The 24,172-nt window shown below is 52.1% G+C and carries 24 protein-coding genes; 13 read left to right on the top strand and 11 right to left on the bottom strand.

Annotated features, from left to right (window positions below; genetic code table 11):
• Nucleotides 1-7: 7 nt before the first annotated feature.
• The 3 genes from AC6I8L_RS09705 to AC6I8L_RS09695 are packed head-to-tail and all read right to left on the bottom strand — an operon-like array spanning nucleotide 8 to nucleotide 3,541.
• Nucleotides 8-1,003 (bottom strand): ABC transporter permease, encoded by a 996-nt coding sequence (locus tag AC6I8L_RS09705; RefSeq protein ID WP_058960510.1) that lies wholly within the window; start codon nucleotides 1,001-1,003, stop codon nucleotides 8-10.
• The gene (locus AC6I8L_RS09700; RefSeq protein ID WP_058960511.1) at nucleotides 1,000-2,502 is read right to left on the bottom strand and encodes a sugar ABC transporter ATP-binding protein; all 1,503 of its coding nucleotides are present in this window, start codon (nucleotides 2,500-2,502) and stop codon (nucleotides 1,000-1,002) included. Before AC6I8L_RS09700 ends, AC6I8L_RS09705 begins: the two co-directional genes overlap by 4 nt.
• Before the next feature lie 10 nt (nucleotides 2,503-2,512).
• Nucleotides 2,513-3,541, bottom strand: coding sequence for a substrate-binding domain-containing protein (locus AC6I8L_RS09695; RefSeq protein ID WP_058960512.1), 1,029 nt, complete (start codon nucleotides 3,539-3,541; stop codon nucleotides 2,513-2,515).
• Between the two features lie 285 nt (nucleotides 3,542-3,826).
• Here AC6I8L_RS09695 and ampC point away from each other — a divergent pair, with 285 nt between their 5' ends.
• Nucleotides 3,827-4,945 (top strand): class C beta-lactamase, encoded by a 1,119-nt coding sequence (ampC, locus tag AC6I8L_RS09690; RefSeq protein ID WP_058960513.1) that lies wholly within the window; start codon nucleotides 3,827-3,829, stop codon nucleotides 4,943-4,945.
• A 43-nt stretch (nucleotides 4,946-4,988) separates the two neighbouring features.
• On the opposite strand, the gene AC6I8L_RS09685 is transcribed toward ampC, so the two are convergent.
• Nucleotides 4,989-5,621 (bottom strand): LysE family translocator, encoded by a 633-nt coding sequence (locus tag AC6I8L_RS09685; RefSeq protein WP_058960514.1) that lies wholly within the window; start codon nucleotides 5,619-5,621, stop codon nucleotides 4,989-4,991.
• Between the two features lie 133 nt (nucleotides 5,622-5,754).
• On the opposite strand from AC6I8L_RS09685, the gene AC6I8L_RS09680 reads away from it, so the two are divergent.
• Nucleotides 5,755-6,054, top strand: a complete 300-nt coding sequence (locus tag AC6I8L_RS09680) for a putative quinol monooxygenase (RefSeq protein WP_058960515.1) — start codon at nucleotides 5,755-5,757, stop codon at nucleotides 6,052-6,054.
• A gap of 82 nt (nucleotides 6,055-6,136) precedes the next feature.
• The gene (locus AC6I8L_RS09675) at nucleotides 6,137-6,532 is read left to right on the top strand and encodes a VOC family protein (RefSeq protein ID WP_058960516.1); all 396 of its coding nucleotides are present in this window, start codon (nucleotides 6,137-6,139) and stop codon (nucleotides 6,530-6,532) included.
• Between the two features lie 19 nt (nucleotides 6,533-6,551).
• On the opposite strand, the gene AC6I8L_RS09670 is transcribed toward AC6I8L_RS09675, so the two are convergent.
• Both AC6I8L_RS09670 and AC6I8L_RS09665 read right to left on the bottom strand, forming a co-directional pair.
• Nucleotides 6,552-7,031 (bottom strand): hypothetical protein, encoded by a 480-nt coding sequence (locus tag AC6I8L_RS09670; protein ID WP_064511341.1) that lies wholly within the window; start codon nucleotides 7,029-7,031, stop codon nucleotides 6,552-6,554.
• Nucleotides 7,028-7,819 carry a winged helix-turn-helix domain-containing protein gene (locus tag AC6I8L_RS09665; protein ID WP_479401620.1) on the bottom strand — a complete coding sequence of 264 codons (792 nt, stop codon included), beginning with the start codon at nucleotides 7,817-7,819 and terminating at the stop codon, nucleotides 7,028-7,030. The genes AC6I8L_RS09670 and AC6I8L_RS09665 overlap by 4 nt, the downstream gene beginning before the upstream one ends.
• Nucleotides 7,820-8,109: 290 nt before the next feature.
• Here AC6I8L_RS09665 and AC6I8L_RS09660 point away from each other — a divergent pair, with 290 nt between their 5' ends.
• The 3 genes from AC6I8L_RS09660 to AC6I8L_RS09650 all read left to right on the top strand — a co-directional run bounded on the left by AC6I8L_RS09660 (nucleotide 8,110) and on the right by AC6I8L_RS09650 (nucleotide 11,067).
• Nucleotides 8,110-8,787: a LuxR C-terminal-related transcriptional regulator gene (locus AC6I8L_RS09660; protein WP_498014452.1), complete on the top strand. Its 678-nt coding sequence runs from the start codon at nucleotides 8,110-8,112 to the stop codon at nucleotides 8,785-8,787.
• Nucleotides 8,788-9,021: 234 nt separating this feature from the next.
• Nucleotides 9,022-10,284: a DUF1479 domain-containing protein gene (locus AC6I8L_RS09655; RefSeq protein ID WP_058960520.1), complete on the top strand. Its 1,263-nt coding sequence runs from the start codon at nucleotides 9,022-9,024 to the stop codon at nucleotides 10,282-10,284.
• A 42-nt stretch (nucleotides 10,285-10,326) separates the two neighbouring features.
• Nucleotides 10,327-11,067 carry a DeoR/GlpR family DNA-binding transcription regulator gene (locus AC6I8L_RS09650; protein WP_058960521.1) on the top strand — a complete coding sequence of 247 codons (741 nt, stop codon included), beginning with the start codon at nucleotides 10,327-10,329 and terminating at the stop codon, nucleotides 11,065-11,067.
• Nucleotides 11,068-11,079: 12 nt separating this feature from the next.
• Here AC6I8L_RS09650 and AC6I8L_RS09645 read toward each other — a convergent pair whose 3' ends face one another.
• Nucleotides 11,080-12,195 carry a GntR family transcriptional regulator gene (locus tag AC6I8L_RS09645; protein ID WP_058960522.1) on the bottom strand — a complete coding sequence of 372 codons (1,116 nt, stop codon included), beginning with the start codon at nucleotides 12,193-12,195 and terminating at the stop codon, nucleotides 11,080-11,082.
• Nucleotides 12,196-12,567: 372 nt separating this feature from the next.
• On the opposite strand from AC6I8L_RS09645, the gene AC6I8L_RS09640 reads away from it, so the two are divergent.
• From AC6I8L_RS09640 to AC6I8L_RS09610, 7 genes are all read left to right on the top strand, one after another.
• Nucleotides 12,568-13,140, top strand: a complete 573-nt coding sequence (locus AC6I8L_RS09640; protein ID WP_058960523.1) for an SIS domain-containing protein — start codon at nucleotides 12,568-12,570, stop codon at nucleotides 13,138-13,140.
• A 14-nt stretch (nucleotides 13,141-13,154) separates the two neighbouring features.
• Entirely contained in the window at nucleotides 13,155-13,628 is a 474-nt protein-coding gene (locus AC6I8L_RS09635; RefSeq protein ID WP_058960524.1) for a VOC family protein, read from the top strand.
• A gap of 15 nt (nucleotides 13,629-13,643) precedes the next feature.
• Nucleotides 13,644-14,633 carry an autoinducer 2 ABC transporter substrate-binding protein gene (locus AC6I8L_RS09630; RefSeq protein WP_236699738.1) on the top strand — a complete coding sequence of 330 codons (990 nt, stop codon included), beginning with the start codon at nucleotides 13,644-13,646 and terminating at the stop codon, nucleotides 14,631-14,633.
• Nucleotides 14,634-14,735: 102 nt separating this feature from the next.
• Nucleotides 14,736-16,217 (top strand): sugar ABC transporter ATP-binding protein, encoded by a 1,482-nt coding sequence (locus AC6I8L_RS09625; RefSeq protein WP_058960525.1) that lies wholly within the window; start codon nucleotides 14,736-14,738, stop codon nucleotides 16,215-16,217.
• A 27-nt stretch (nucleotides 16,218-16,244) separates the two neighbouring features.
• A complete protein-coding gene (locus AC6I8L_RS09620) occupies nucleotides 16,245-17,246 on the top strand; it encodes an ABC transporter permease (RefSeq protein WP_058960563.1) in 1,002 nt (333 codons plus the stop codon).
• An 11-nt stretch (nucleotides 17,247-17,257) separates the two neighbouring features.
• The gene (locus AC6I8L_RS09615; RefSeq protein WP_058960526.1) at nucleotides 17,258-18,265 is read left to right on the top strand and encodes an ABC transporter permease; all 1,008 of its coding nucleotides are present in this window, start codon (nucleotides 17,258-17,260) and stop codon (nucleotides 18,263-18,265) included.
• A 32-nt stretch (nucleotides 18,266-18,297) separates the two neighbouring features.
• Nucleotides 18,298-18,837 carry a GNAT family N-acetyltransferase gene (locus AC6I8L_RS09610; RefSeq protein ID WP_058960527.1) on the top strand — a complete coding sequence of 180 codons (540 nt, stop codon included), beginning with the start codon at nucleotides 18,298-18,300 and terminating at the stop codon, nucleotides 18,835-18,837.
• Here the strand turns inward: AC6I8L_RS09610 and AC6I8L_RS09605 are convergent.
• From AC6I8L_RS09605 to AC6I8L_RS09590, 4 genes are read right to left on the bottom strand one after another with little or no spacing between them, the layout of a single operon-like run.
• Entirely contained in the window at nucleotides 18,834-19,790 is a 957-nt protein-coding gene (locus tag AC6I8L_RS09605; protein ID WP_058960528.1) for a sugar-binding transcriptional regulator, read from the bottom strand. The genes AC6I8L_RS09610 and AC6I8L_RS09605 overlap by 4 nt on opposite strands.
• Nucleotides 19,791-19,813: 23 nt before the next feature.
• Nucleotides 19,814-20,752, bottom strand: coding sequence for a sugar phosphate isomerase/epimerase family protein (locus tag AC6I8L_RS09600; RefSeq protein ID WP_058960529.1), 939 nt, complete (start codon nucleotides 20,750-20,752; stop codon nucleotides 19,814-19,816).
• Nucleotides 20,753-20,754: 2 nt separating this feature from the next.
• A complete protein-coding gene (locus AC6I8L_RS09595) occupies nucleotides 20,755-22,281 on the bottom strand; it encodes a glycerol-3-phosphate dehydrogenase (RefSeq protein WP_058960530.1) in 1,527 nt (508 codons plus the stop codon).
• A 10-nt stretch (nucleotides 22,282-22,291) separates the two neighbouring features.
• Entirely contained in the window at nucleotides 22,292-23,875 is a 1,584-nt protein-coding gene (locus AC6I8L_RS09590) for an FGGY-family carbohydrate kinase (protein ID WP_236699739.1), read from the bottom strand.
• Nucleotides 23,876-24,172 lie beyond the last annotated feature (297 nt).

Genomic DNA, 24,172 nt, shown 5'->3' with positions numbered 1-24,172 from the left:
TGCGTCCTTATGCTGCCCGATATTTATTCAGCAGGTGGTCAATCGACACCGCCGCCAGCAGAATTAAACCTTTGATCAAGTCCTGCCAGTAGACGGAAACATTAATCAGGATCAGTGAGCTGGTCACGATGGAGAGCAGTGCGACACCTAAAACCGCGCCCAGAATCGAGCCAGTGCCGCCTTTCAGGCTTGCGCCGCCTATCACCGCCGCCGCTATCACGTTCAGTTCCATCCCTACGCCAAAGGTCGGGGTAGCTGAGCCTAACCGCGCCATATAAATAATGCCGGCTACACCTGCTAGCGTTGAGGTGAGTACCGTGACCCACAGTTTTATGCGGTTGATGTTGATGCCGGAATAGGCCGCCGCACGCTCATTACTGCCGGTATAAAATACTTTGCGGAACAGCGTGGCTTTGCGCAGCAGGAAATCGAACAGGGCGACCAATATAAAGAACAGCAGGATGACAAACGGAATGCCCCACATGGCACCCTGGCCGATAAATTTGAAACTGACGGGAAGTGTGAACAGCGACAGCGGCGTGCCCTGGGTGATGATCATGCAAAGTCCGCGCACAATCACCATCGCTGCCAGCGAGGCAATAAAATGACTCAGGCCGATTTTGGTCACTGTTAAACCCATCAGCAAGCCCACCAGTGCGGCGGCAGCTATTCCTCCCAGGCTGGCCAGCCTGGGATCCACCCCACTCAGAAACAGTTGTCCCGCGACCACCATAGAAAGGCACACCACCGCGCCGACCGAGAGATCGAGACCGCCGACGATCAACAAGATCGTCATACCGATCACCACAATGCCTTCAATCGAAAACGACAACAGCATCGCTTTCATATTGGCCCACGTCAGGAAGTAGGGTGAGGTAAAACTCATCACGATAAAGATTAACGCGATGATCGCAATCAAGCCGATTTCCCGCTGCTTGTACAGGCCGCCAAACAATGACAGCCGGGATTTGCCTGCTCCGGGCAAGGTCGTATTCATGGTCATAGCGCCTCCACTTCAGGGGGAATGCCAGCAGCCAGTCTCATCAGATTCTCCTCGGTCATTGCATCGCCGGTCACTTCACCGGTGATGTGACCTTCATGAATAACGATAATGCGGTCACATAAACCAATCAGCTCAGGTAACTCTGATGAAATCACCACCAGTCCGACACCGTTATGTGCTAATTGGGCGAGGATCTGGTAGATCTCTGCCTTGGCGCTGACATCGACGCCGCGCGTCGGTTCATCAAGAAAGATGATTTCGGGGTGCACCGACAGCACGCGCGCTAGCGCCACTTTCTGCTGATTGCCGCCAGAAAGCGATGACACCGGGTCGCTCAATTTGCCGCGTTTTAGTTTGACCTGATACGCCAGCGCTTCCGCTTGCACACGCTCGCGACTTGGGCTTAGCGTCAAACCGCGATGGCTAATCGCGCGGACATCCAGCGCCGAGATGTTCCAGTCAATTGGCATTGCTAAAAACAGCCCGGCGTCCTTACGATCTTCGGATAAATAAACCATGTGATGTTGGATACTGGCGGCGTAATTTTTCAGTGTTGCTGGCTGGCCTTTGATACGAACAGTGCCGTGAGTTAACGGGTGCAATGCGCACACGCCCTGAGCGATTTCGCTACGGCCCGCGCCCATCAAGCCACCAATGCCGAGAATTTCGCCGGGATACAGCTCGAAGTTGATATCGTAAAAACGCTGACTATCGCTAAGAGATCGTACCTCCAGCAGCGGTGCGGCACGATGAGAGGGGCGTTTATCGGGATAGAGTTGCGACAATTCGCGACCGACAAGGCGCGTAATGACTTCATCCGGTGTCATGCTGTTCAATGGCGCACTGTGCACCGTCCGGCCATCGCGCAGAATGGTGATGTGCTGACAAAGCGCAAAAATCTCGGCCATACGATGACTGATATACACCACCGTGATGCCCTGATCGCGCAGTTGACGCACGATGGTGAACAGCGTCTGCGCTTCTGGTTCCGTGAGCGCTGCAGTGGGCTCATCCAGAATCAGCAAACGACAATCCAGCGTCAGTGCTTTGGCAATCTCTACGAGTTGCTGTTGTGACAACGACAGTTCGCTAACCTTTTTACTCACTGGAATCGGCGCAAGACGATTCATAACCTGCTGCGCTTTTTCCCTCAAGGTTTTATGCGGTAATAGAAAGCCGCGCTGCTGATGTGCCATCCAGATATTTTCATAGATAGTAATATCCGGGCACAACGCGATCTCCTGATGCACCAGCCCGATGCCTAACCGCTGCGCCTCACGCGGCGAGCGAATGGTTACGGATTGCCCCTCCAACACTATTTCACCGCTGTCGGGGCGCAGAATGCCATCAATGATATTCATCAGAGTAGACTTACCCGCGCCGTTTTCACCGGCCAGCGCATGAATTTCACCGGACCTTAGCGTAAGATCAACGTCCTGTAACGCCTGTACTGCGCCGAAGCGTTTGCTGATGCTGCGTAACTCAAGCAGTGCCGTCATCATCTTCCCCTTACTCGTTGATGCCTTTGGTTCCACGACGTTTCAGGTAACGGTCCCAGCGGAAATCATCGGCATTTTCTTTAGTCACCACGGCATAACCATTGTCGAGGATTGGGAACGAGAAGGGATTCACACCGTTGCGTTTGGCATCATTCATGGGGTCAATCAATTCTGGGTGGGCGGCGAGGAACAGCGTCATAAAGCCCATGTAGCCCTGTATTCCCTGATTGGGGTTGATGGCACCAAACACCTCGCCGCTTTTGATCATATCCAGTACTTTGGCGTTGACGTCCACCGTCATCACTTTCACTTTGCCACCGTTTTCCACCACTGCCTGTGCGGCACCGATTGCGGAACTGGCTTCAGGCATGAAGATGCCTTTCAGGTTTGGATTCGCTTGTAGCATCGACAGCACGGCGTTGTAGGCTTTTGATGGATCCTGATTAGTGGCGGCGCGCGCAACCAGCTTGCTGTCAGGAAACGCGATTTTCATCTCATTGATAAAAGCCGTAACCCGACGGTCATGATTATCCTGCCCTGGATTTTCCAGCACCGCATACTCCGCGCCTTTGCCCATGGCTTTACCAAGTTCATCGGCGGCGGCTTTACCTTCACGGAAGTTATCTGAAGTGATGTAAGCGACACGCTTGCTGTTGGGGGAATCAGCGGCAAAAGTTACCACCGGAATGCCCATCTCTGCCGCACGATTAATTGGCTCGATAAAGGGGTCGGGATTCATCGGATGGAGGAAAATCCCGGCGGGTTTCTGCGCCAGAATCTGTTCGAAACTGGCTAACTGCTGGTTGACGTCATAAGCGGGCGTGCCACCATAAACGGTTTTGCAGCCCAGCTGATGCGCAGCTTGTTTAAACATCTCGTACACCGGAAACCAGTATTCAACACCGGTCACCATGACGTTCATATAGTAAGTTTCGCCAGGTTTGCAACGGAACTGTGGTGATTCATCGGCGGCACGTGCGGTGCTGGAGAGTGTGCCCGCTAACGCAAGGCTGGAAAGAAGGATGGCGATTTTTTTCATGTTTTCCCCGGAGCAGACGCTGAATTTGGAGGCTCAGCCGTGACGACTTAACGCGGAAAAACGAGCCGGGGTACGTTTTGAAAATTATTTCTGATGTGTGAAATAATTTTCATAAGCTATAAAAGCTGGCGGGGAAAAGATCAATTAATGGTTAATAAAATGTTTCGCGCTTGTGATCGCCTTCACTTTCCCGCGGATAGCAGAATATTTGGTTAGGTGAAACCGTGACGGAATTTTATAATCACGCGCTGAAATTGTGGCTTAACTGAAATAAAAGGAATTTTCATGCGCTTATCTCTTACTGCGCTAGCGCTGCTGGCAAGCACCAGCGCCCTCGCACAAACTTCTTTACCTGACGCCATCATCAAACCGTTGATGCAGCAATATCAAATCCCTGGCATGGCGGTGGCTATTCTGCACGATGGCAAAACCGAGTTTTACAACTACGGTGTCGCGTCCAAAGAGACTCAACAGCCGATTACTGCGCAGACCTTGTTTGAAATCGGGTCACTCAGCAAAACGTTTACCGCTACCTTAGCGAGCTATGCGGCTCAGCAGAAAAAACTGCAGTTTAGTGACAAAGCCAGTACATGGTTGCCCGAACTGAAGGGCAGTGCGTTTGATCAGGTGTCACTGCTTAACCTTGCTACTCACACCACGGGCACGCCGCTGTTTGTGCCGGACGATGTCACCAATCAGCAGCAGTTGATGAACTGGTACAAAAACTGGCAGCCGCCGGCTCAGCCGGGCACTCAGCGTGTCTACTCCAATCTGGGGATTGGTATGCTCGGCATGATTGCCGCCAAAAGCTTGCATCAGCCGTTTATCAGCGCGATGGAGCAGCAACTGTTACCCGCGATGGGCATGAAGCACACTTATATTCAGGTGCCTCAGTCAGAGATGGGCCAATATGCGCAAGGTTACAATAAACAAGACAAGCCGGTACGTGTGACGCCAGGCCCGTTGGATGCTGAGTCGTATGGGTTGAAATCGACATCCGCTGATCTGATTCGCTGGCTGGCTATTCAACTGGATGAACAGAAGGTCGCGACGGAGTGGCAGCAGGCAATCGCCACCACGCATCAGGGCTACTACAAAACCGAGGCGTTTACGCAGGCGATGATGTGGGAATACTATCCGTTGCCTGTCTCATCAAAGCAGTTGGTGGAAGGCAACAGCGGTCAGCGCATCATGAAAGGGATGTCGGCCACGGTGATCACGCCACCGCAGGCTGCGCCACAACAGGCGTGGTATAACAAAACCGGTTCGACCAATGGTTTCTCAACCTACGCGGTGTTTATTCCGTCACAGAAGATTGCAGTGATTATGCTGGCGAATAAATGGTTCCCGAATGACGATCGCGTTATCGCGGCGGACAAAATCATTCAGATGTTGGCTCACTAACGGATTGTTGGGCGCGCCCCGACGCGCCCAATTAAATCGCAACTTACTTTCGTGCATCCAATGCGAGTTTGACGGCCATGCCCGCCAGCACCGTGCCCATCAGCCAGCGCTGCAAACGCTGCCAGCTGGGGCGCGTCAGTAAAAATGTCGACACCTGGCCAGCGGTAGTAATGAAAATCGCATTGACCGTCAGGCTAATCACAATTTGGGTGACGCCCAATATCAGCGACTGCATCAGCACACTACCGTGATGCGGGCTAATAAACTGCGGTAATAGCGACAGAAACATCATGGCGATTTTTGGGTTCGCGAGGTTGGTGAGGAAACCCATGGTGAACAGTTTACGCGGGTTGTCGGCAGGGAGATCGCGCACGGCAAATGGCGAGCGGCCGCCAGGCTTGAGTATCTGCCACGCAAGATACAGCAAATAGAGTGCGCCACTGAAACGCAGCGCATCATAGGCCCATGGAACGGCAAGCAGCCACGCGGTGATACCCAGCGCCGCGCACAGCATATAAAACACAAACCCTAACGCCACGCCGCCGAGGGAAATATAACCCGCCCGCTTGCCCTGACACAGCGAACGCGAAACCAGGTAGATCATATTGGGGCCGGGCGTAAGCACCAATCCCAACGCCACCAATGCAAAGGCTAACCAACTCGACAGTTCTGGCATGCAACACTCCTTGCGTTATTTTCGCGATTATGGCGCGAACCAGGCATATCAGGCAACGCACGTTTTCAGACTGACAACAGGAATAAGCTGCGTTACTTTGGCTCGGCTTATTTCATTTAAAAGGGAGATAAAAATGACTGTTCCTGTTGTGGCATTGCTAACGGCAAAACCGGGTTGCGAAGATAAAGCTGAGCAATTATTTTGTGGTGTGATTGAAGAGACGCTGCAAGAAGAAGGGTGTATTACCTATCAGCTAAACATTGATAGCAAAAATCCGCGCCGCTTTGTCTGGACCGAAGAGTGGGCGAGCCAGGAATTACTGGATAAGCACCTGAATGCCCCGCATATCGTTAAATTGTTCGCGGATCTTGAACCGCTGTTAGAACACGCGGAAGTGGTGGCATTACGCAAAGTCGCGGGTGGCAATGCGTGATAAGGAATAAGCAGACTTCGGTCTGCTTTTTATTTGTTGATATCCAGATGAGATTTCGCGTCAGAATATAAAGGAAACCAAAATGAGAACACAAAAGCGTTGCATGGGTTACGTCGCTATTGTGGTCGATGATTATGACCGCGCGATTGAATACTATACGCAAAAACTGGGATTTCATTTAATCGAAGATACCGCACAGCCAGGCAAGCGCTGGGTGGTGGTCAATCCTAATCCGCAGAGCGATTGTAACTTGCTGCTGGCGCAGGCATCGAATGAGCGCCAGCAAGGGTTTATCGGTAATCAATGCGGCGGCCGGGTGTTCCTGTTTTTACAGACGGACGACTTCTGGCGTGATTACCAGCAAATGAAAGCCAATGGGGTCACTTTCTGTGAAGAACCCCGCGAAGAAGAGTATGGCACGGTTGTGGTTTTCGAGGATTTGTACGGCAACCGTTGGGATCTTTACCAGAACAAATGATCGACCGGTCTGACTCGCCTCAAAATCCAGGTTTCATACACCGGTTAAGCGGCCGATAATGGAAGCCTGAAATGACCTGGTTTCCCACTTTAAACAGGTAGATGCGGGCGGTGAAATTCTCGTCCGCCAGCGGATCAATATATTTCCCGATAGCGGGATCCTGCGTATCAGGACCCGCAATACGAAAAGATTTGCGAGTGGAAACCGTTACGGAATCAGGATGGTAGTCATAATCAAGATTCACGGTGCGATCAACATTAATCCTGCTTTCAAGCCCCTGCGGCGACATAAACGCCAGATAAGCATTTAAATGACCTTCACGACTGCCGCTCAATATATCCCAGTAGCCATGACTGACTACGGTCCGGTCAGGTTCATCATAGATAATATAGGTCTCGGCCCGGCAATCGCCAGAAAATGGCCGTACAAAATAGGGCAGCGAAAACCAACCCAGCAACAATGCCAACAGGCAACATGCCGCGGAAACAGCCATTCTCATGGATGATTTCTCCCGATAACCGCAAATGTCTGGCAAGAGGTTGTCGCCAGTTCAATTTCGCCTTTGCACACAAAAAAATTAATCGCGTTGCCACGATCGGCATTAATGTAGATTTTGCTGTGCGGCGTAATGGAAACCTGCATTTTGTTAAGCCAGTAACTCACGCGTCTTGCCGAGTCATGTTTGTCATTTTCCACGTATTGCGAAAACAGAAAGCTGTGCCCATCAAGCAGAAGTGGTTCGCCATACCGCAATGGGTGGATAAGTTGTTGGCCACGAATCACAGTGCCCACGAAAAAAAACAGGCAGCAAAGCAGCAGCGTAAGTACCCTGAATTTTATCTTTGTCGGTTTATTCTTAAGCGCTGATTTCGATGTATCAGAAATAGAGATCGCTGATGTTTCTTGCTTTTGATTCAAACCATCCTGGCGTTCCGGTAACGAATAATTTTGTGAGTCTGAAACCAGAGTGATGCAACCGGGTTTTAAGCGATATCCCATGTATCCCAGTGTTTCAAGAATTTCGCCTTCTACTTCCAGTGAGGCGAGTGATTTCCGGATGCGAAAAAGGGTTTGTCGTACGGTATTATCGGAGACCACAGCACCATGGTTTCTCCAGCAAGCGTCATGTAATGCTTCTTTGGAAACGATATTACCTTCATGCTCACACAGGTACGTCAGGCATATTTTACTTTGCCTGCTAAGAATAATCTCTTTATCTTCCAGCCTGATCAGACCGGTATCGTTAAAAAAAATAATGGTCACTTCTGCCTGATCCCCACGGCGCATCTTCAACGCACACTTTTCATGCGGCTGATTATAACACGGTCTGACAAAAGGGCATGCTGATGATGACAATCAGGTAGGTAACAGCTTTGTCACAGGATTATCTATTTGATTAATATGAGAATTATCTCCATGCTGGTGACTTTTAAGTGACATTTACGCCAGTATGTTGAAAGCCTTCAATCTAGCCAATAATATCCGCATCGGATTAATCGCATGGCATCGGCTAATATCGTTCAGATGAATCTGTAATAATTGCATATTGGCGTGATCACAATTGAGGAACATCAACAATGCATGGCGTCATTAAAATAACGACAAGCAAAATCAAAAATAAAAATATCGCTATTATGACACCCAGCGCGATCACCTATTATGGTATTCGCGCCATGTTGACAACATTGAATGCTGTGACGGTGACTCACCATCCCATCCAAACCCATGATGAACAGATCAACATCATTGATAGAGATTTGGATCTGATTATTATCGATACTGAGGTTGGCAATGCAGATGTTATTTCTATGCTGATAAAATCTTACTTGCCCACAGCATCAGTCATAATTTTAACCCGCGCATCGGATGTCAGGCTATTACAAAAATATAAAAAATCAGGTGTGCAAGCCATATTAAACAGGAAATGCAATCAGCGCGAGGTTGAAGATGCGGTGACGGCAGTACTTGAACATCGAGTCTGGGGATTTGAAGTCAAACCCACTGCACCGCAAAAGGGTTCATCTTTACGACATGTATTCTCATCAAGGATGTATGAAGAAGCGATGCTTTCACTCAGTACCACGGAAAGAACGATCATCCGCTCCATCTATCGCGGTCGTACCGTAACGGATATTGCTGTTGCCAAAGACAAAAGTATTAAAACCATTAGCAGCCAAAAACAGTCTGCAATGCGCAAACTCAATGTAAAAAATCTGGCTGAACTCCATCAGCGGTATCACGCCTGGCTGGAATAGTACCTGCCAGGCCATTTCCTTCCCACATACCACCGTCTTTTTCCTCTTGATTTCCTGACATTTTTCCTCATTTCCCGGCACCGGAGAGCCACTCCGGTGCACCTTCGGTTAGACGTTGTTCTTAATTTTTTTGTGATGGGTTTCTTAAAATCGTGCGCTGAAGTTAGGTGAAATGCCGACAGATTGTTATGAATGAAGCTAACTTAAGTTTCATTCGAAAATCGGAGCGACAAAATGAATACATCCTTTACCTCTTTACAACAACCTGAAGATGCAAAGCAGCATATCCGCTTGATGAAACAGGTGCTCAGAGCGCAAATCGGCGATGTTGAGGGCCTGTTTGAGCAGGTCAGAAGTAAAATCCTCAGCGAAATTGCTGTAGCTCGTGAGGAAGAAGCGCGAAACGGCACGGCATGGCCACAGGTACGTTGGGATGACATCGCCGCAGGGCGCATTTCCGATGAAGTGAAGGATCACATTCGTCGTCGCGGCTGTGTGGTGGTGAAACAGACCTTTACGCGCGAGCAGGCGTTGGGCTGGGATGCGTCGATGCTGGAATACCTTGATAAAAATGATTTCGATGAAGTCTATAAAGGGCCGGGTGACAACTTCTTTGGCAGCCTTGATGCCTCACGCCCTGAAATCTATCCGATCTACTGGAGCGAAGCACAGATGTCGGCGCGTCAGAGCGACGCCATGGCACAAACCCAATCCTTCCTGAATCGCCTGTGGACCTTCGAATCCAGCGGAACGCGCTGGTTTGACCCTGATGTCAGCATTATCTATCCGGATCGTATTCGCCGTCGTTTACCGGGCACCACATCAAAAGGGCTGGGCGCGCATACGGATTCCGGGGCGCTGGAACGCTGGTTACTGCCAGCTTACCAACAGGTGTTCAGCAAAATCTTTAATAACCAATTTGATCAATATGATCCCTGGGATGCGGCACATCGCACAGAAGTGAATGAATATCAGGCTGGCACCACCACCAAATGTTCGGTATTCCGCACTTTCCAGGGATGGACTGCATTGTCAGATATGCAATTGGGTCAGGGCTTACTGCATGTGGTGCCGGTTCCGGAAGCGATGGCGTATCTGTTGCTGCGTCCGCTGCTGAAAGATGTACCAGAGGATGAACTCTGCGGTGTTGCACCGGGCAAAGTATTGCCCATCTCAGAGCAGTGGCATCCTGAACTCATCGAGGGACTGTGTTCCATTCCAGCAATGGAAGCGGGTGATTCTGTCTGGTGGCACTGTGATGTTATCCATTCGGTTGCACCCGTTGAGGATCAACAGGGTTGGGGCAATGTGATGTACATTCCGGCTGCACCCCTGTGCGAGAAGAATGCCGCTTACGCCACTCAGGTTGCTGAGGCGCTGGCAACCGGTGCCTCACCGGGTGATTTCCCGAAAGAGGACTATGAAGCCAGCTGGCGCGATCGATTCACTTTGGACGCGTTAAACAGCAACGGTCGTCGCAGTCTCGGCTTAGAGTAAGTTTCTGGTAAGCTGGATAAAATTTTAATTAAAGCAGGCACTATGAACGCACGTCATCAGCACATTATCCAACTGGTCAGCGAACGCGGCAGCGTCAGCGTCAGTGAACTGGCGCAAACCACCGGCGTTTCCGAGGTGACGGTGCGTCAGGATCTGAATGTTCTGGAAAAGGGTGGCTTTCTGCGCCGCGTGCACGGGTCAGCCGTGGCGCCAGAAAGCGATGATGTCGGTGCACGCATGCAAACGCGTTTTGCTGTCAAAAAACGTCTGGCGGAGTACGCCGCCTCGCTGGTTAACGCAGGTGAAACGGTGTTTATTGAAGGCGGCAGCACCAACGCTTTGCTGGCACGCGAGCTGAGCGAACGCGGTGATATCACGATTATCACCGTCAGCCATTACATCGCGGGATTACTGCGAGAACAGGGCGGTGATGTGATCATTCTTGGCGGGCTGTTCCAGAAGAGCAGTGAGTCGGTAGTCGGGCCGCTGACGCGATTGTGCATCCAGCACCTCAACTTCCATAAAGCTTTTATCGGTATCGACGGCTGGGATGCCATCACCGGTTTTACCGGTCGTGATATGCTGCGCTGCGATGTGGTCAACGCCATCATGGAAAAGCAGACGCACACTGTGGCGCTCACCGATTCATCAAAGTTTGGTCAGATACATCCCTTCGCTCTGGCACCGAACGTGCCCTTTAAGCAGGTGATTACAGATAGCCAACTGTCGCCGGTGTATCAGGAAATATTGCGCCAGCAGCCAATGGAGTTAACGCTGATTTAGCGGGTAAAGAGGCTAACAGGCGTGACAGGAAGCGCGTACGATCAGTTCCCCCTGCGCGATAAGGTGGAGTGGGCTGGCCTCAGGATTATCCAGACGGTGCATCATCGCCACCACCGCGTTATGTCCAATAGCATTGAATGGCTGTTTCCAGGTGGTTAACGGGATACCCAGCAACGCGGAATATTCATTGTCATCAAAACCCACTACGTTGATTTTGACTCCCTGCTGACTGCAGAGGGATAGCAATTTCATCGCGGTAAAGTCATTGGCACACACCACATCACGCGCGCCACTGGCCAGCAACTGGTGGATAAAATCAGCGTGATTCAGTTCGCCTTCATGCTGCCATTCCGGCAGGGGAGAAATGCCGGCTTCCTGCAACGCCAGTTGATAGCCAAGCATTCGCATGTAAACCGTATTTGCTGAGAAACGTTCACAGAGGAAATCGATGCGACGCGGGCGATCGGCTAGTAAATGCCGTGTCATCACGGCTCCCGCTGCGACGTTATCGATGCCAATTAAATCCCACCGGCTGCGCGCGGGCCACCGCACCACATCACTATCAAGCAGCACCACACTCATGCCGTCGCGTTCCAGTTTACTCAGAATCAGTTGATTGATTTCAGTAGCGAAGGGATGAAATTCAATGGGAATAAAGAACACGCCTTTCACACCGCTACGCTGGTAGCGCTCAATCACACCCTCAATCTTGCTGATGATGGCCTGCCGCGAAGCTCCCGTGCCCAGCGTCATGACACCGTTCCACACCAGATCAAAGTTAAAGGGCTGAGACAGGGCGGCAATGGATTTAAAGATCTGCTCAAACAGAAATCCACTTTCGTTGGCTTCCATGCGCGGGGAAAGAATACCCAAAGCCATCGCAGGCGGCAGGTGTGTCATCTGGCTGGGTTCAGCATAGGTAATGTAATGGCCTGAACCCTGAGTACTGCTAATCAGTCCCTGTTCACGTAAGCGTGACAATGCGCGAGACAGCGTGGGGCGTGAAACATCCAGTTCAGCACACAGCATCACTTCAGTCGGCAAACGTTCACCGCTGGCATAATCGCCACGATGAATACGTTGAGTTAATTCAAGATACACGCGATCCAACTTGCCTGATTTCGCCATAGTGCGGTTTGCCCGTTGATCAACAGTTTCAGCGATGGAACACATTAAGGGAGTTAATAAGTAAAATCAACCAACTGAAAAACGTGCAAATTTGTAAATTATAAAAAGTGATAGTGAATTCGATTTTTTAAAAACCGCACGACCTCGAAATGAAAAATAGCGCACAAACTGCACGTAAACTTGTGATCGACTCCGCTAAATCGCCTTTACTGCTCGATATGTAATCCATTTGTGTTTGATTTGTGATCAATTCCAAAAGAAAAAGTAAAAATGTTGCGTAAGGTTGTCATCAGTTGTCAGGCATTTAATTTTACAAATTTGTAAATATAAACCCTACATCTGTGCCTTTTAGGGCCAACTGAGGAATGACACATGTCTCAATACGCAGCATTGGTAGAGAAGGTCATTAATGAAAACCGCGACACGCTGTTGGCGGTTGATCCGCAGCAAATCGACCAGCTCATCACAGAAATCCGCCAGGCGAAAACCATCCAGCTTTATGCTATGGGCCGCATGCAACTGTCAGTGCGTGGCTTCGCCATGCGCCTTAAGCACATGGGATTTGACAGTTATGTCGTGTATGACACCACGTCGCCCTATCTTGGCAAAGGTGATTTGCTCATCGTGCATTGTGCCGTCACCAATGTAGAACTGAACATTATCAAACTGGCGAAAGAAGCCGGTGCCCGCATCGTGTTGCTCACCGCCCACCCTGAAAATGAACATGGCCAATATGCGGATCTAGCTGTGCGTGTTCCCGGCCAGATATTTGGCGGCGATCAGGAAATTCCCTCCATTCAGCCAATGTCCACCTTACTAGAACAGTCGCTATTCCTCTTCACCGATATCGTCACCATGATGCTGATCGAGCAGTGCGGTATTCAGATGGATGCGATGAAAGCCAGCCACACCAACCTTGAAGGGTTGCCTCATAAGTTTGCCTGAGCGGAGCGCATGCGATGAAAGACGGTGACATCATTCAGATTGCTCATCTGGTGGAAGATCTTGATGGGGCAATGCAGCACTACTGGGAAGCCTTCAACATGGGTCCGTGGGATGTCTATACCTACGGTCCCCATAACGTAAATCAGTCGATTTACCGTGGCCAGCCGGCAGAACATATCTACAAAATTGCCGTGTGCTGGATCAATGGCGTACAGATGGAATTGATGCAGCCGGTCTCTGGCTACAGCATCTATGACGAGTACATCGAAAAGCACGGGTACGGCTTACACCACCTCAAACTCTATTTTGCCGATTGTGAAAAGGCGCTCGAAACCTACAAGGCACGCGGATATGACGTCGTGCAGAGCGGCAACATTGGTGATGACGTTTTCTATTACCTCGATACCGAGGAGCGTTTTCAGGGTGCCGTGATCGAAATCGGTAACGCTGGCTCCATTCCTGAACCTGAACGGCGCTATCCCGCCTGATAAAGGACACACATCATGATGAAAACGCGTAATGCGCTCACGCTGGCACTGCTGCTGGGCGTAACCTCACTCTGCACATCGCTGCCTGCTCAGGCGGCAGATGAATACACCATGGTCGGTATTCCCAAACTGCGTTCTGCGTGGTTTAACGATTATGAGACCGGCCTGAAAAAAGCCGCCAAAGATTTCAAAATCGATGCCTATCAGCAGGCGCCAGCCTCCGCTGATGAAGCGCAGCAGGTGCGCATTATTGAAGACAGCATCACTCAGGGTGCCAATGCACTGCTGGTGGTTCCGAATAATGCCAGCTCGGTAGAGCCCGTCTTCAATCGTGCGCGAGGCCAGAAGATTGTCGTCATCACCCACGAGTCAGTGAACCAACCGGGCGCTGACTATGACGTTGAGATGATCGAAAACGAAAAATTTGGTCGCTACATGATGGATGAATTAGCCAAACATGCCGGTGGCAAAGGGGAGTTCGCTATTTATGTGGGTTCACTGACGGTACCGGCGCACAACACCTGGGCAGATGCAGCGATCAAACAGATGAAAGAGAAATATCCCGATATGAAGCTGGTCTCCGATCGCTTCCCGGTGAGCGAAGATCGTAACGCCTCACGTCAGAAAACACTGGAGCTACTTTCAACTTATCCCGATATGAAAGGTGTGCTGGCATTCGGCAGTCAGGGTGGGCCGGGTGCCGCACAAGCGCTGCGTGAAAAAGGCCTGGTGGGGAAACTCACTGTTATTGGAACGACGTCCCCGAAAGAGAGTGCCACCTTCCTGAAGGATGGTTCCTTAACCGAATCGATTCTCTGGAGCCCGGGTGAAGCCTCCTATGCCATGGCCTACATTGCCAAAATGGTACTGGATGGCAAGCGGGATCAGATTAAACAAGGTCTGGAAATCCCCACGCTTGGCGTACCGACCATCAATGGTCAAAACATCATCTTTGATAAACCACTGACCGTCACCAAAGACAATTACAGCAAGTACGATTTTTAATCATAAGGGCGGCATTCGTGTCGCCCCAAAGCCTATACGTTTTATTGGTGAGACGTCATCGATGATGCCCGTCCCTTTCACCGCAGAGTGTGCGGAGGTCGTATGCAGTTTTTGTCTGTGGCGAACGTCACGAAAAAATTTGGCGGCGTGACCGCACTCAACGATGTCAGTTTTGATATCAATGAAGGTGAGGTACACGGCCTGGTGGGTGAAAACGGCTGCGGTAAATCCACCTTAATGAAGATCATTGCTGGTGTTGAATCACGCGATCGCGGCAGCCTGACCATCAAAAATCAGTCCATCCAGCGTTTCACCGCAATGGATGCGGTGAAGCAGGGCATTGGCATCATCTACCAGGATCTGTCGCTGTTCCCTAATCTCAGCGTGTTAGAAAACATCTATATCAGCCAGATGCTGAATGACCGTAAAGCGCTGGTGCGCAGTAGCACATACAAAGATAACGTCGTCAAAATCATCAATCAATTGGGCATTCACCTCGATTTAGACGCGACGGTAGACGAACTGCCCATTGCCAAACAGCAGTTGGTGGCGATTGCACGTGCGCTGGTCAATCAATCGAAACTGATCATTCTCGATGAACCTACGACCGCGCTGACACGCAGTGAGATCAATAACCTTTTTGCCATTTTGCGCCAGTTAAAACAACAAGGCATCGCCTTCATTTTTATCAGCCACAAGCTGAATGAATTACTCGAGATCTGCGATCGCGTCACGGTGATGCGCGATAGCAAAGTGATTGACTGCCAGCCCACGGAAAAACTCACCAGTGGGGATATTGAAAATCTGATGCTGGGCTATGCCCTGACTTTTGAAACGCGGGCATCGAGTGCGACAGATGAGGTGCTACTCAGTGTGCGCCATCTTAGCAAACGCAACAGCTTTCAGGACGTCAGTTTTGAATTACGCAAAGGTGAAGTGTTGGGCATTGCCGGTTTACTGGGTGCCGGACGCACCGAACTGGCCATGGCGCTGTTTGGCGTGGAACCGGCACAGAGCGGCGAGATTTATTTGCATGGCCAACCCGTCACCATCAACAGCATCCATGCTGCGGTAAAACACGGTATCGCCTATGTTCCCGAAGATCGCCTGGCACAAGGGCTCATTATGGAGCAGAGCATCGCGGCGAATGCGGCCATTTGCACCCTGGATCACTACCTGACCCCAATGCGACTCCTTAACAGTCAAAAAATGCGCGATACGGTTGAGGAGTTGCTCAAAGGCATGCAGGTGAAATATGGCAGTCAGGACCAACCGATTCGCATGCTTTCCGGTGGCAATCAGCAAAAAGTGGTGCTGGCAAAATGGCTGGCGATGCGACCTCAGGTCTTCATTCTGGACAGCCCAACCGTGGGCATTGATGTGGGTGCCAAAAACTACATCTACCAAACCGTGAAAGCGAAAGCGCAGGAAGGCATGGGCATCATTTTTATTTCGGATGAGCTACCAGAGCTGCTGGCCAATTGTGACCGCATCATCATGATGCAACGCGGTCGTCTGGGCAAAAGCTGGCGCAGTGACGAAATCGATAACGAAGCGCTGCAACATGAGATGGAGCGGCAATAACGCCCACAGAAGGAGAGTGTCGTGGATATGATGAAACTGTTCAAAGCGCGTGAGACCCTGCTGCTGGTGCTGATCGTCGTGCTGTCGATTGTGATCACCAGTATCAATCCCAACTTCATTAGCTTTGATAATCTGACCGACCTGCTAAAGTCCTGGACCGTGCTGGGCATCTTTGCATTGGGTGTCTTACTGGTGCTGATTTCCGGTGGGTTTGACGTTTCGTTTACCGCCATTGCCCAGGTAGCGCAATATGTGGTGGTGTTCTGGTTCCTGCAACTCGGGCTCGACAATATCTGGCTGGCGATACTCTGCGCACTGATTCTCGGCGCCTTAATGGGATTGCTGAACGGCATCATCATCTATTACTTCAAAATCACGGCTATTATCGTGACGATTGCCACCAACAGTCTCTTTTACGGCACCCTTTATGTCGTGACGCAAGGTGATTTGATTTACGACTTGCCGCCTTCACTACTCACTCTGGCTGAGATCAAAATCTTCCCGTTACAGGCAGCAAACGGCGCCTGGTATGGCTTGAGCCTGGTGACCTGTTTGTGGTTTGCCCTGGCGATATTCCTGCATCTGTTCCTCAAACACACCGTGCTGGGGCGCAGCATATACGCGGTGGGCGGCAATGCGCTATCTGCAGAACGCGTAGGTTTCAACCTGCGTCGTACGACGTTGTTCATTTATACCTTTGTCGGGGCCATTTCGGGATTTGCCAGCATTATCCAGGTGTCAATTGTGCAGACGGTGATCCCCAATTCCATTGTGGGCTCTGAGTTGCAGGTGATTGCAGCCGTGGTGCTGGGAGGTGCATCGGTCACCGGTGGGCGCGGTAGTTTAGCGGGAACCTTGTTAGGTGTGTTGCTGTTCGCGATCCTCAGCAACAGCCTGACACTGCTAAAAGTCTCGCCTTACTACTACAACGTCTTCACCGGTTTGGTGATTCTGTTTAGCGTGTCACTCAATGCGTTGCAAATTCTGCGGCAGAAAAGGGCGCAGGTGCGTGTGGTGGTGGAACAATGAGGAGCAAAGCCATGAAAACTTACGCGCCCGGGCGCCTGCGTCTCAGTGCCGTTATTGCGGAGAATCTGTCGCTGTATGTGGTGCTGATCGCCGTATTTATCCTGATGTTCGCACTCAATGGCGAGAAGTTTATTCGCACGCAGAACCTGATATCGATGGCTTATCAATTACCGATTGTCGGTTTGCTGGCGATTGGCATGATGATTTCAATGCTGTCCGGCGGAATCAATCTCTCCATCATCTCCACTGCCAACCTTAATGGCATTATCATCGCGCTGGTGCTGCAAGCCCTCTCCTCACAGGGCATGAAACTGGCGGGTGGGGAACTGGTATTGCTCGCCGTGCTGCTCGGTTTGATTGCCTGCCTGCTGGTGGGAGTGATCAACGGCTTGCTGATATCGATCCTCAAGATCCCCGACATTCTGGTGACACTCGGCACCATGACGTTAATTGCCGGATTGAATGTGGTGCTGACGCGCGGCTATACCCTCTCAGGTTTCCCGGATTCATTGCTGAGCATAGGTAATGGCGTCAGTTTCGGTATTCCTAATGCTCTGATCCTGTTTTTCGTGGCAGCCATTATTGCGTCAGTGGTGCTTAACAAAACCCGATTTGGTTTTAGCCTGTATATGATGGGTTCAAACGCGACGGCGGCGCAGTACGCCAACGTCAATCTGGTTAAAATCACTGTGATGCAATATGTGTTCTCTTCAACGTTCGCGGCGCTGACCTCGCTGGTGATGATGGGACAACTCAACTCGGTCAAAGCCAGCTATGCGGATTCTTATTTGCTGGTGGCGGTACTGGCCGCGTTTCTCGGTAAAGTGAGCCCGTTTGGCGGATTCGGTCGCGTTTCGGGTGTGGTCCTGGCGGTGATTATCCTGCAGATGATATCCAGCGGATTAAACCTGCTGCGTCTCGATCCCTTTATGATCACCGCGACCTGGGGGGCGATAATTATCGCCATTGTGGTGTTCCGGGGCTTGTTCTCTCAGATTAAACTGGGTATGGGTAAATAATTAAAACATCAACATCGCGAATTCAGGATTCAATGTTCCCTAACATCACCTCTAAAAGACTGCACTATCGCCAGTTAGTTGCCGATGACTGGCGATTCTTTCTCTCGCTGCAACAGGATGAGCGTGTGATGCGCTATGTGGCCGATCCGCAGCCTGAAGAAGAGATTCGACGTGACAGGTTCGAGATAAGATTGCCCCACTGGCAGAAAGGCAGCACCCATTGGCTGTGTCTGGTGATGATGGAACAGGGGCAATCAGCGCCGTTAGGTGTCACCGGATTTATCGATCGCGGTGACGGCGTGGTGGAAGTCGGTTTTTTGCTGGCAGCAGAAGCTCAGGGCAAGGGATTTGGTACGGAATCACTTCACGATATTGCACGTTATGCGCTGAATGAACTGGGCTTTCGCAAGCTGATTGCCACTGTGACCGCAGGAAATGAAGCCTCACGCAGGACACTATTAAAAGTGGGATTCCAGCAGGAGGGCACCTTGCGGAAAAGCTATCATCTCGCGGGTGAGTGGCGCGACGATTGGGTATTTGGATTATTCGCGGACGAATGGAGGCCACTCTAACCTGCGATTAACGCCTGTGCCGTTAATTCATCGGTAATTAATCCCGTCACCAACCCGCTGGCCAATACCGCGCGGATCGCGTCGACTTTGCTTAATCCCCCCACCAGCGCCACAATCTCGGCGCGGTGGGCAAGCTCTAAATCCACCGAGAGCGTACGCGCTGTCAGGCTGTTGTGAATCATCTGCCCGCTGGCGTCAAAGAAATGACCGAGCAGCTCACCGACAGCGCCAGAAGCCGAGATATCGTTGATCTCGGCTTCATCAATCATACCGGCTTCAACCAATTGCGCGGCCGGTTCCACAGTTCCGATTCCCACCAGCTTCACCTCGCTCTGTGCGGCCATGGCAAACACTTCGCTGACGCCGCGCTGTTTAAGCAGCACGTCGCGGTCTTCCTGAGTATTAGCGAAGAACGGCACCGGCATCATATACGCCTGCGCACCGGTCTTTTCGGCAATGCGATGCATGACATCGTGGGGATTGAGCGCATAGTTGCGCGTCAAACAGCCCAGCAGCGAAACGAAGCGCATATGCGGGGCGTCAATGCGCGAGAGTTGGTGAATAGCGGCGGAAAGGGTGCGGCCGTGTCCCAGCCCCAGGGTGATCGCAGGCTGCGACGTGAGGAGATTGCGCAGATAATCCGCGCCCGCCATACCCAGCGTTCGCACTGGTAATCCCTCTTCACCAAGGTCAGGCGCAACGTGGCAAAAACGCAGTCCGTGCTTTTCGCACAGCTGATCTTCCAGCGCCACGCACGCCATGATATCGCCATCAATCGACACCTTCACCGCACCCTCCGCGACCATCTTGGCAATCATGCGATGGGTTTTGACCGACGGTAATCCCAGACGTTTGGCGACTTCAGCCTGGGTCAGGCCGCCCACGTAGTGCAGCCAGGCGGCACGCAGGGCTAAAGAGTCATCGCGTTCAGCGGGAGTAGGAGCCGGTTTCATGTTTCATTTCCTGATCAATAGGCTTAGGAAGCCAGATGCAAATCCTGCACGCCCGTATCAATGTGCGATGCCCAAAACGCAACGCTTTCCGCGATATCCGCCACCACCTGGCGGTCAGTGGGTTCACGCTCTTTAAAACTCAGTTCGAGGCAAATTTCGTTATCCTGCGCGCCACCGCGCGCCAGCGCGTCCAGCAGCGGCTGGGGCTGAATACGGCCGCCCGCATTGTACTGCAATGTGAAGGGTCTGTGGCCGCCTTTGTCCATCATGCTTTGTTTTATATGAATAATCGGCGAGTAGCGCGGCACCGCTTCAGCCCACGCGTAAGGGTCGTAATCACGCGGGTCGATTGAAGTGACATCGCCGTGATCGATATCCGCCATCATCCACATCGGCAGGGCAAAGGACTCACTGCTCAAACGCTGCTGCAGTGCGAGGCAAGCCGGAATGGTCTCACCAAACTCGCGTCCGATGCTCATCGGTTCCCAAAACAGGTATTTCAATCCGGCGGATTGCGCATGCTCCGCCACCTCGGCCCAGCAATCAATCGCGATATCGATCAGCGCTTCCCGCCGCACTGCATCGTTGAAATCCTGCTGGGTGAAAATGGCGAACTGCGATCCAACCGCCTCGCCACCCAGTTCTGCGGTGATATCGGCGAAGGTTTTAAACCAGTCAACGTAGTAGCGTCGCACGTCAACGTCCGGATGACCAAAATGATTGAGGCGGCCATAGGGGCCGGTCATACCCGATGTCACACGCACCCCGGTTTCCCGCAACGCCTTCTGCATCTGGCGCGACATGCGGTTGATGGTGGCGGCTGGCCAGCCAGGATTGATAAATTCATGGGTTAACTGCAGATCGCGGATACGGATCTGTTGTGCCACGGTGTGAATCAGATCCTGCGGATCGGCAAAACGATTCACTAGCGGATTGGTATTCAGCGAGAGCGTTAAGGGCATGATTACGCCTCCTTACGCAGCGGCACGGCTGTAGCAAAGGTCGCGTCAAACCATTGGGTAAAGGCCTGCTGCTGAACTTCGGTCAGATGCAACTTGTGCTTAGTGCGACGCCACAGCACATCTTCCGCCTGCTGCGCCCACTCATTTTCTACCAGGTAGCGCACTTCAGCTTCATACAACTGCGCGCCGAAATGGCGGCCCAGATCGTTGAGCTCACGGGCGTGACCCAGCACTTTCTCAATGCGCGTGCCATAAAGGCGCGCATAGTGTTTGCGCAGCGGCGCCGGTAACCATGGCCAGCGTGTTTTCACTTGCTCAAGGAAGCTCTCGAAATCGCCATTTGCCATATCACCGCCCGGCAAAGTGGCATCGCGTGTCCAGTCTTCACCCATATCAGGGAAGAAGGGCGCAAGCTTCTGGATAGCGTGTTCTGCCAGCTTGCGGAAAGTGGTGATTTTGCCACCAAACACATGCAGCAGCGGGGCGTTTTGCTGATCGTCGAGATCGAACACGTAGTCACGCGTCACGGCAGAAGGGTTACCTTTGCCATCGTCAAACAGCGGACGCACACCCGAGAATCGGGTAATCACATCGCTGGCGCGCAGTTTTACTTTGAAGTAGCGATTGACCACATCAATAAGGTACTGCTGCTCGCTGTCATCGGCGGTCACTGCTTCCGCTTTGCCCTGCCACGGAATATCGGTGGTGCCGATCAGGGCTTTATCGCCTTCATAAGGGTTGATGAAAATGACGCGTTTATCAGTATTTTGCACCAGATACGCCTGCTGGCCTTCCCAGAATTTCGGCACGATGATGTGTGAACCTTTAACCAGCCGCACGCTGCGGTTGCTTTTGGTCTGGGTGACCTGATTTACGATATCCAGTACCCACGGGCCGGCCGCATTCACCAGCACTTTGGCATAAACCGTGCGCTGAGTACCGCTGGCCTCATCCTGAATCGTGACTTCCCACTTGCCGCTGATACGTTTGGCCGACACACAGCGGGTACGCGGCAGAATCGTGGCGCCGCGTTCCGCAGCATCCACGGCATTCAGTGCGACCAGGCGTGCATCATCGACCCAGCAATCGGAGTACTCGAAGCCTTTGCTGTAGCTATCGAGGATTGGGGCGCCTTCGGGATCGCGCATCAGATCAAGCGATCGCGTGCCGGGCAGCTTTTTGCGCCCGCCTAAATTGTCATAGAGGAACAGCCCCAAACGCACCAGCCACGCCGGACGATCGGTCGGGCTATGCGGCAACACAAAGCGCATCGGCCAGATAATATGCGGTGCGGCATTCAGCAACACTTCTCGCTCGATCAGCGCCTCGCGTACCAGTCGGAATTCATAATATTCTAGATAGCGCAGCCCGCCGTGCACCAGTTTGCCCGAGCGCGAGGAGGTACCCTGTGCCAGGTCATCTTTTTCACACATCATCACGGACAAGCCACGCCCAGCCGCATCACGTGCGATGCCCGCGCCATTAATGCCACCGCCAATGACAAACAGATCCAGCGTATTTTCACTCATGGTGTACTCCTTAAAACTTATTCAGTGCATGCCAGGCGGCAGGGAGATCGCTGCGGATCTGCTGATAATGGGGAAACAGTTGGTTATAGCGCTGCGACAGTTCAGCGGAAGGCGGTTCAGGCGCATCCAGCAGCGGGCGTACCCAGGTTTCCACGCACTGTGCCATGGAGGGATACGCGCCAATCGCCACTGCCGCCATCATCGCAGCGCCCGCTGCACCGGCTTCATCACGCTGGCTGATACGCACTGGTGCGCCAATGCAGGCAGAGAGGATCTGCCGCAACGGCTGAGAACGCACCGCGCCGCCGGTAAGACGAATTTCACCCGGCAAAGTACTGCCCATCGCCTGATAACAATCGCGCGCGGCCATGCCGATGCCTTCAATCACGCCGCGCACCAGGTCGGCAAAGTTGTGCTGATAGTTAAGTCCGGTGAAGCTGGCGCGCGCATCGGCGTTGACGAACGGCCCGCGTTCACCGGCAATTGAGATGTAGGGATGGAACAGCAGGGTGCCGGGTTCGGCTTTGTTGAGCCACTGGTCGATATGCGCCACCAAACGCGCATGATCGATTTCACAACCGAATCCGCTCAGCAATTCACTGGCCACATTCAATAGCCAGTCGAGATTGAGGGTAGACGCCATATTGGTTTGCACCTGCGTCACATAGCCCGGCCAGGGCAGCGGAATCACATAGCCAGTTTGCGCTGGATTCAACCACACCTCATCAATGGTCACGCTGCGCAGATGCACCCCGGTAGAGCCGACAATCGAGCAGGCGGTATGGGCTTCGCCGGTGTGCACGCCTGCGCCCAGTGCGGTCATCGCCATATCCACGTAACCCAGCGAAATCGGTGTACCCGCGCGCAGGCCGGTGAGCGCAGCGGCCTCTGCTGTTAACGGATGAGTGATTTGCGTGCCATCGATAATTTCCGGCAGCAGATGACGTCGATGTTCCAGTCCCAGCGCCGCGATGACGGTATCGTCATAACGCTGGGTGCGGAAATTACCAAAAGTGAAGCTGGCCTCAGAAGGATCGGTGGCACGTACGCCCGTCAGATTGAGGTAAAGCCAGTCTTTGCAGTGCAGCGCCACTTCGCTGTTCGCCAGCAAGTGTGGAAAGTGCTGGTCCATATGCGCCATCTGTGAACCCTGCTGGCAGGTATTCAGCCCGGTACCCGTGGCCTTAAAACGCTCTGCTGCAAGGGCGTGCTGGTTTAGGGCATCGACGGTGTGTGCCGCACGCGCATCCAGCCAAATCCAGGCATCCTCTACCGGCTGATTATTGGCGCCCACCAGCCAGGTGCCATCCCCTTGTGCGGTGACGGCCACGGCCACCACGCGGGAAGAGAGATTTTCCACACGCTCGCCCAGTTTCCGTATCGCGTCCACGGCATCTTGCCAGGTCTGCGACATGGATTGCTGCGCGGCACCACCTTCGCTGCGGTAATAGCGGTTACGCACGGAGGCGCACGCCAGCTGTGTGCCTTCCAGATCAAACGCCACCGCTTTCACCACGGAGGTGCCGGAATCCAGACCCAGAATGATATCGCTGTTACCCACGTACACCTCCGAAGGGAAGAAAAGTTGACCCATCACGTCGTGTTAATTCCCTGTGATGAATTTGCTAAATAATGTCTTACACCACTTCCCATGGAGATAACATATCTCATGTATTATTTTTCGATAAAACGAATAAATTTCACTTCAGTTAGCGAGTTTGATCACGAAAATGGCGGTTGTACACGACAATATGAAATGAGATATCACATGAAGAAGGCTTGTATGGCGGGCTTTTATTAGCGATGAAGGCGTTAAGGTGTGAATTTAGCGATCCAGATCGCGCTCCTGAAAAATTCGTGAACCCCCTGTTGACAATTTAGTCACATCAGC

It is taken from the genome of Type-E symbiont of Plautia stali (genome assembly GCF_059731115.1).
This window is presented reverse-complemented; position numbering and strand designations above follow the sequence as displayed.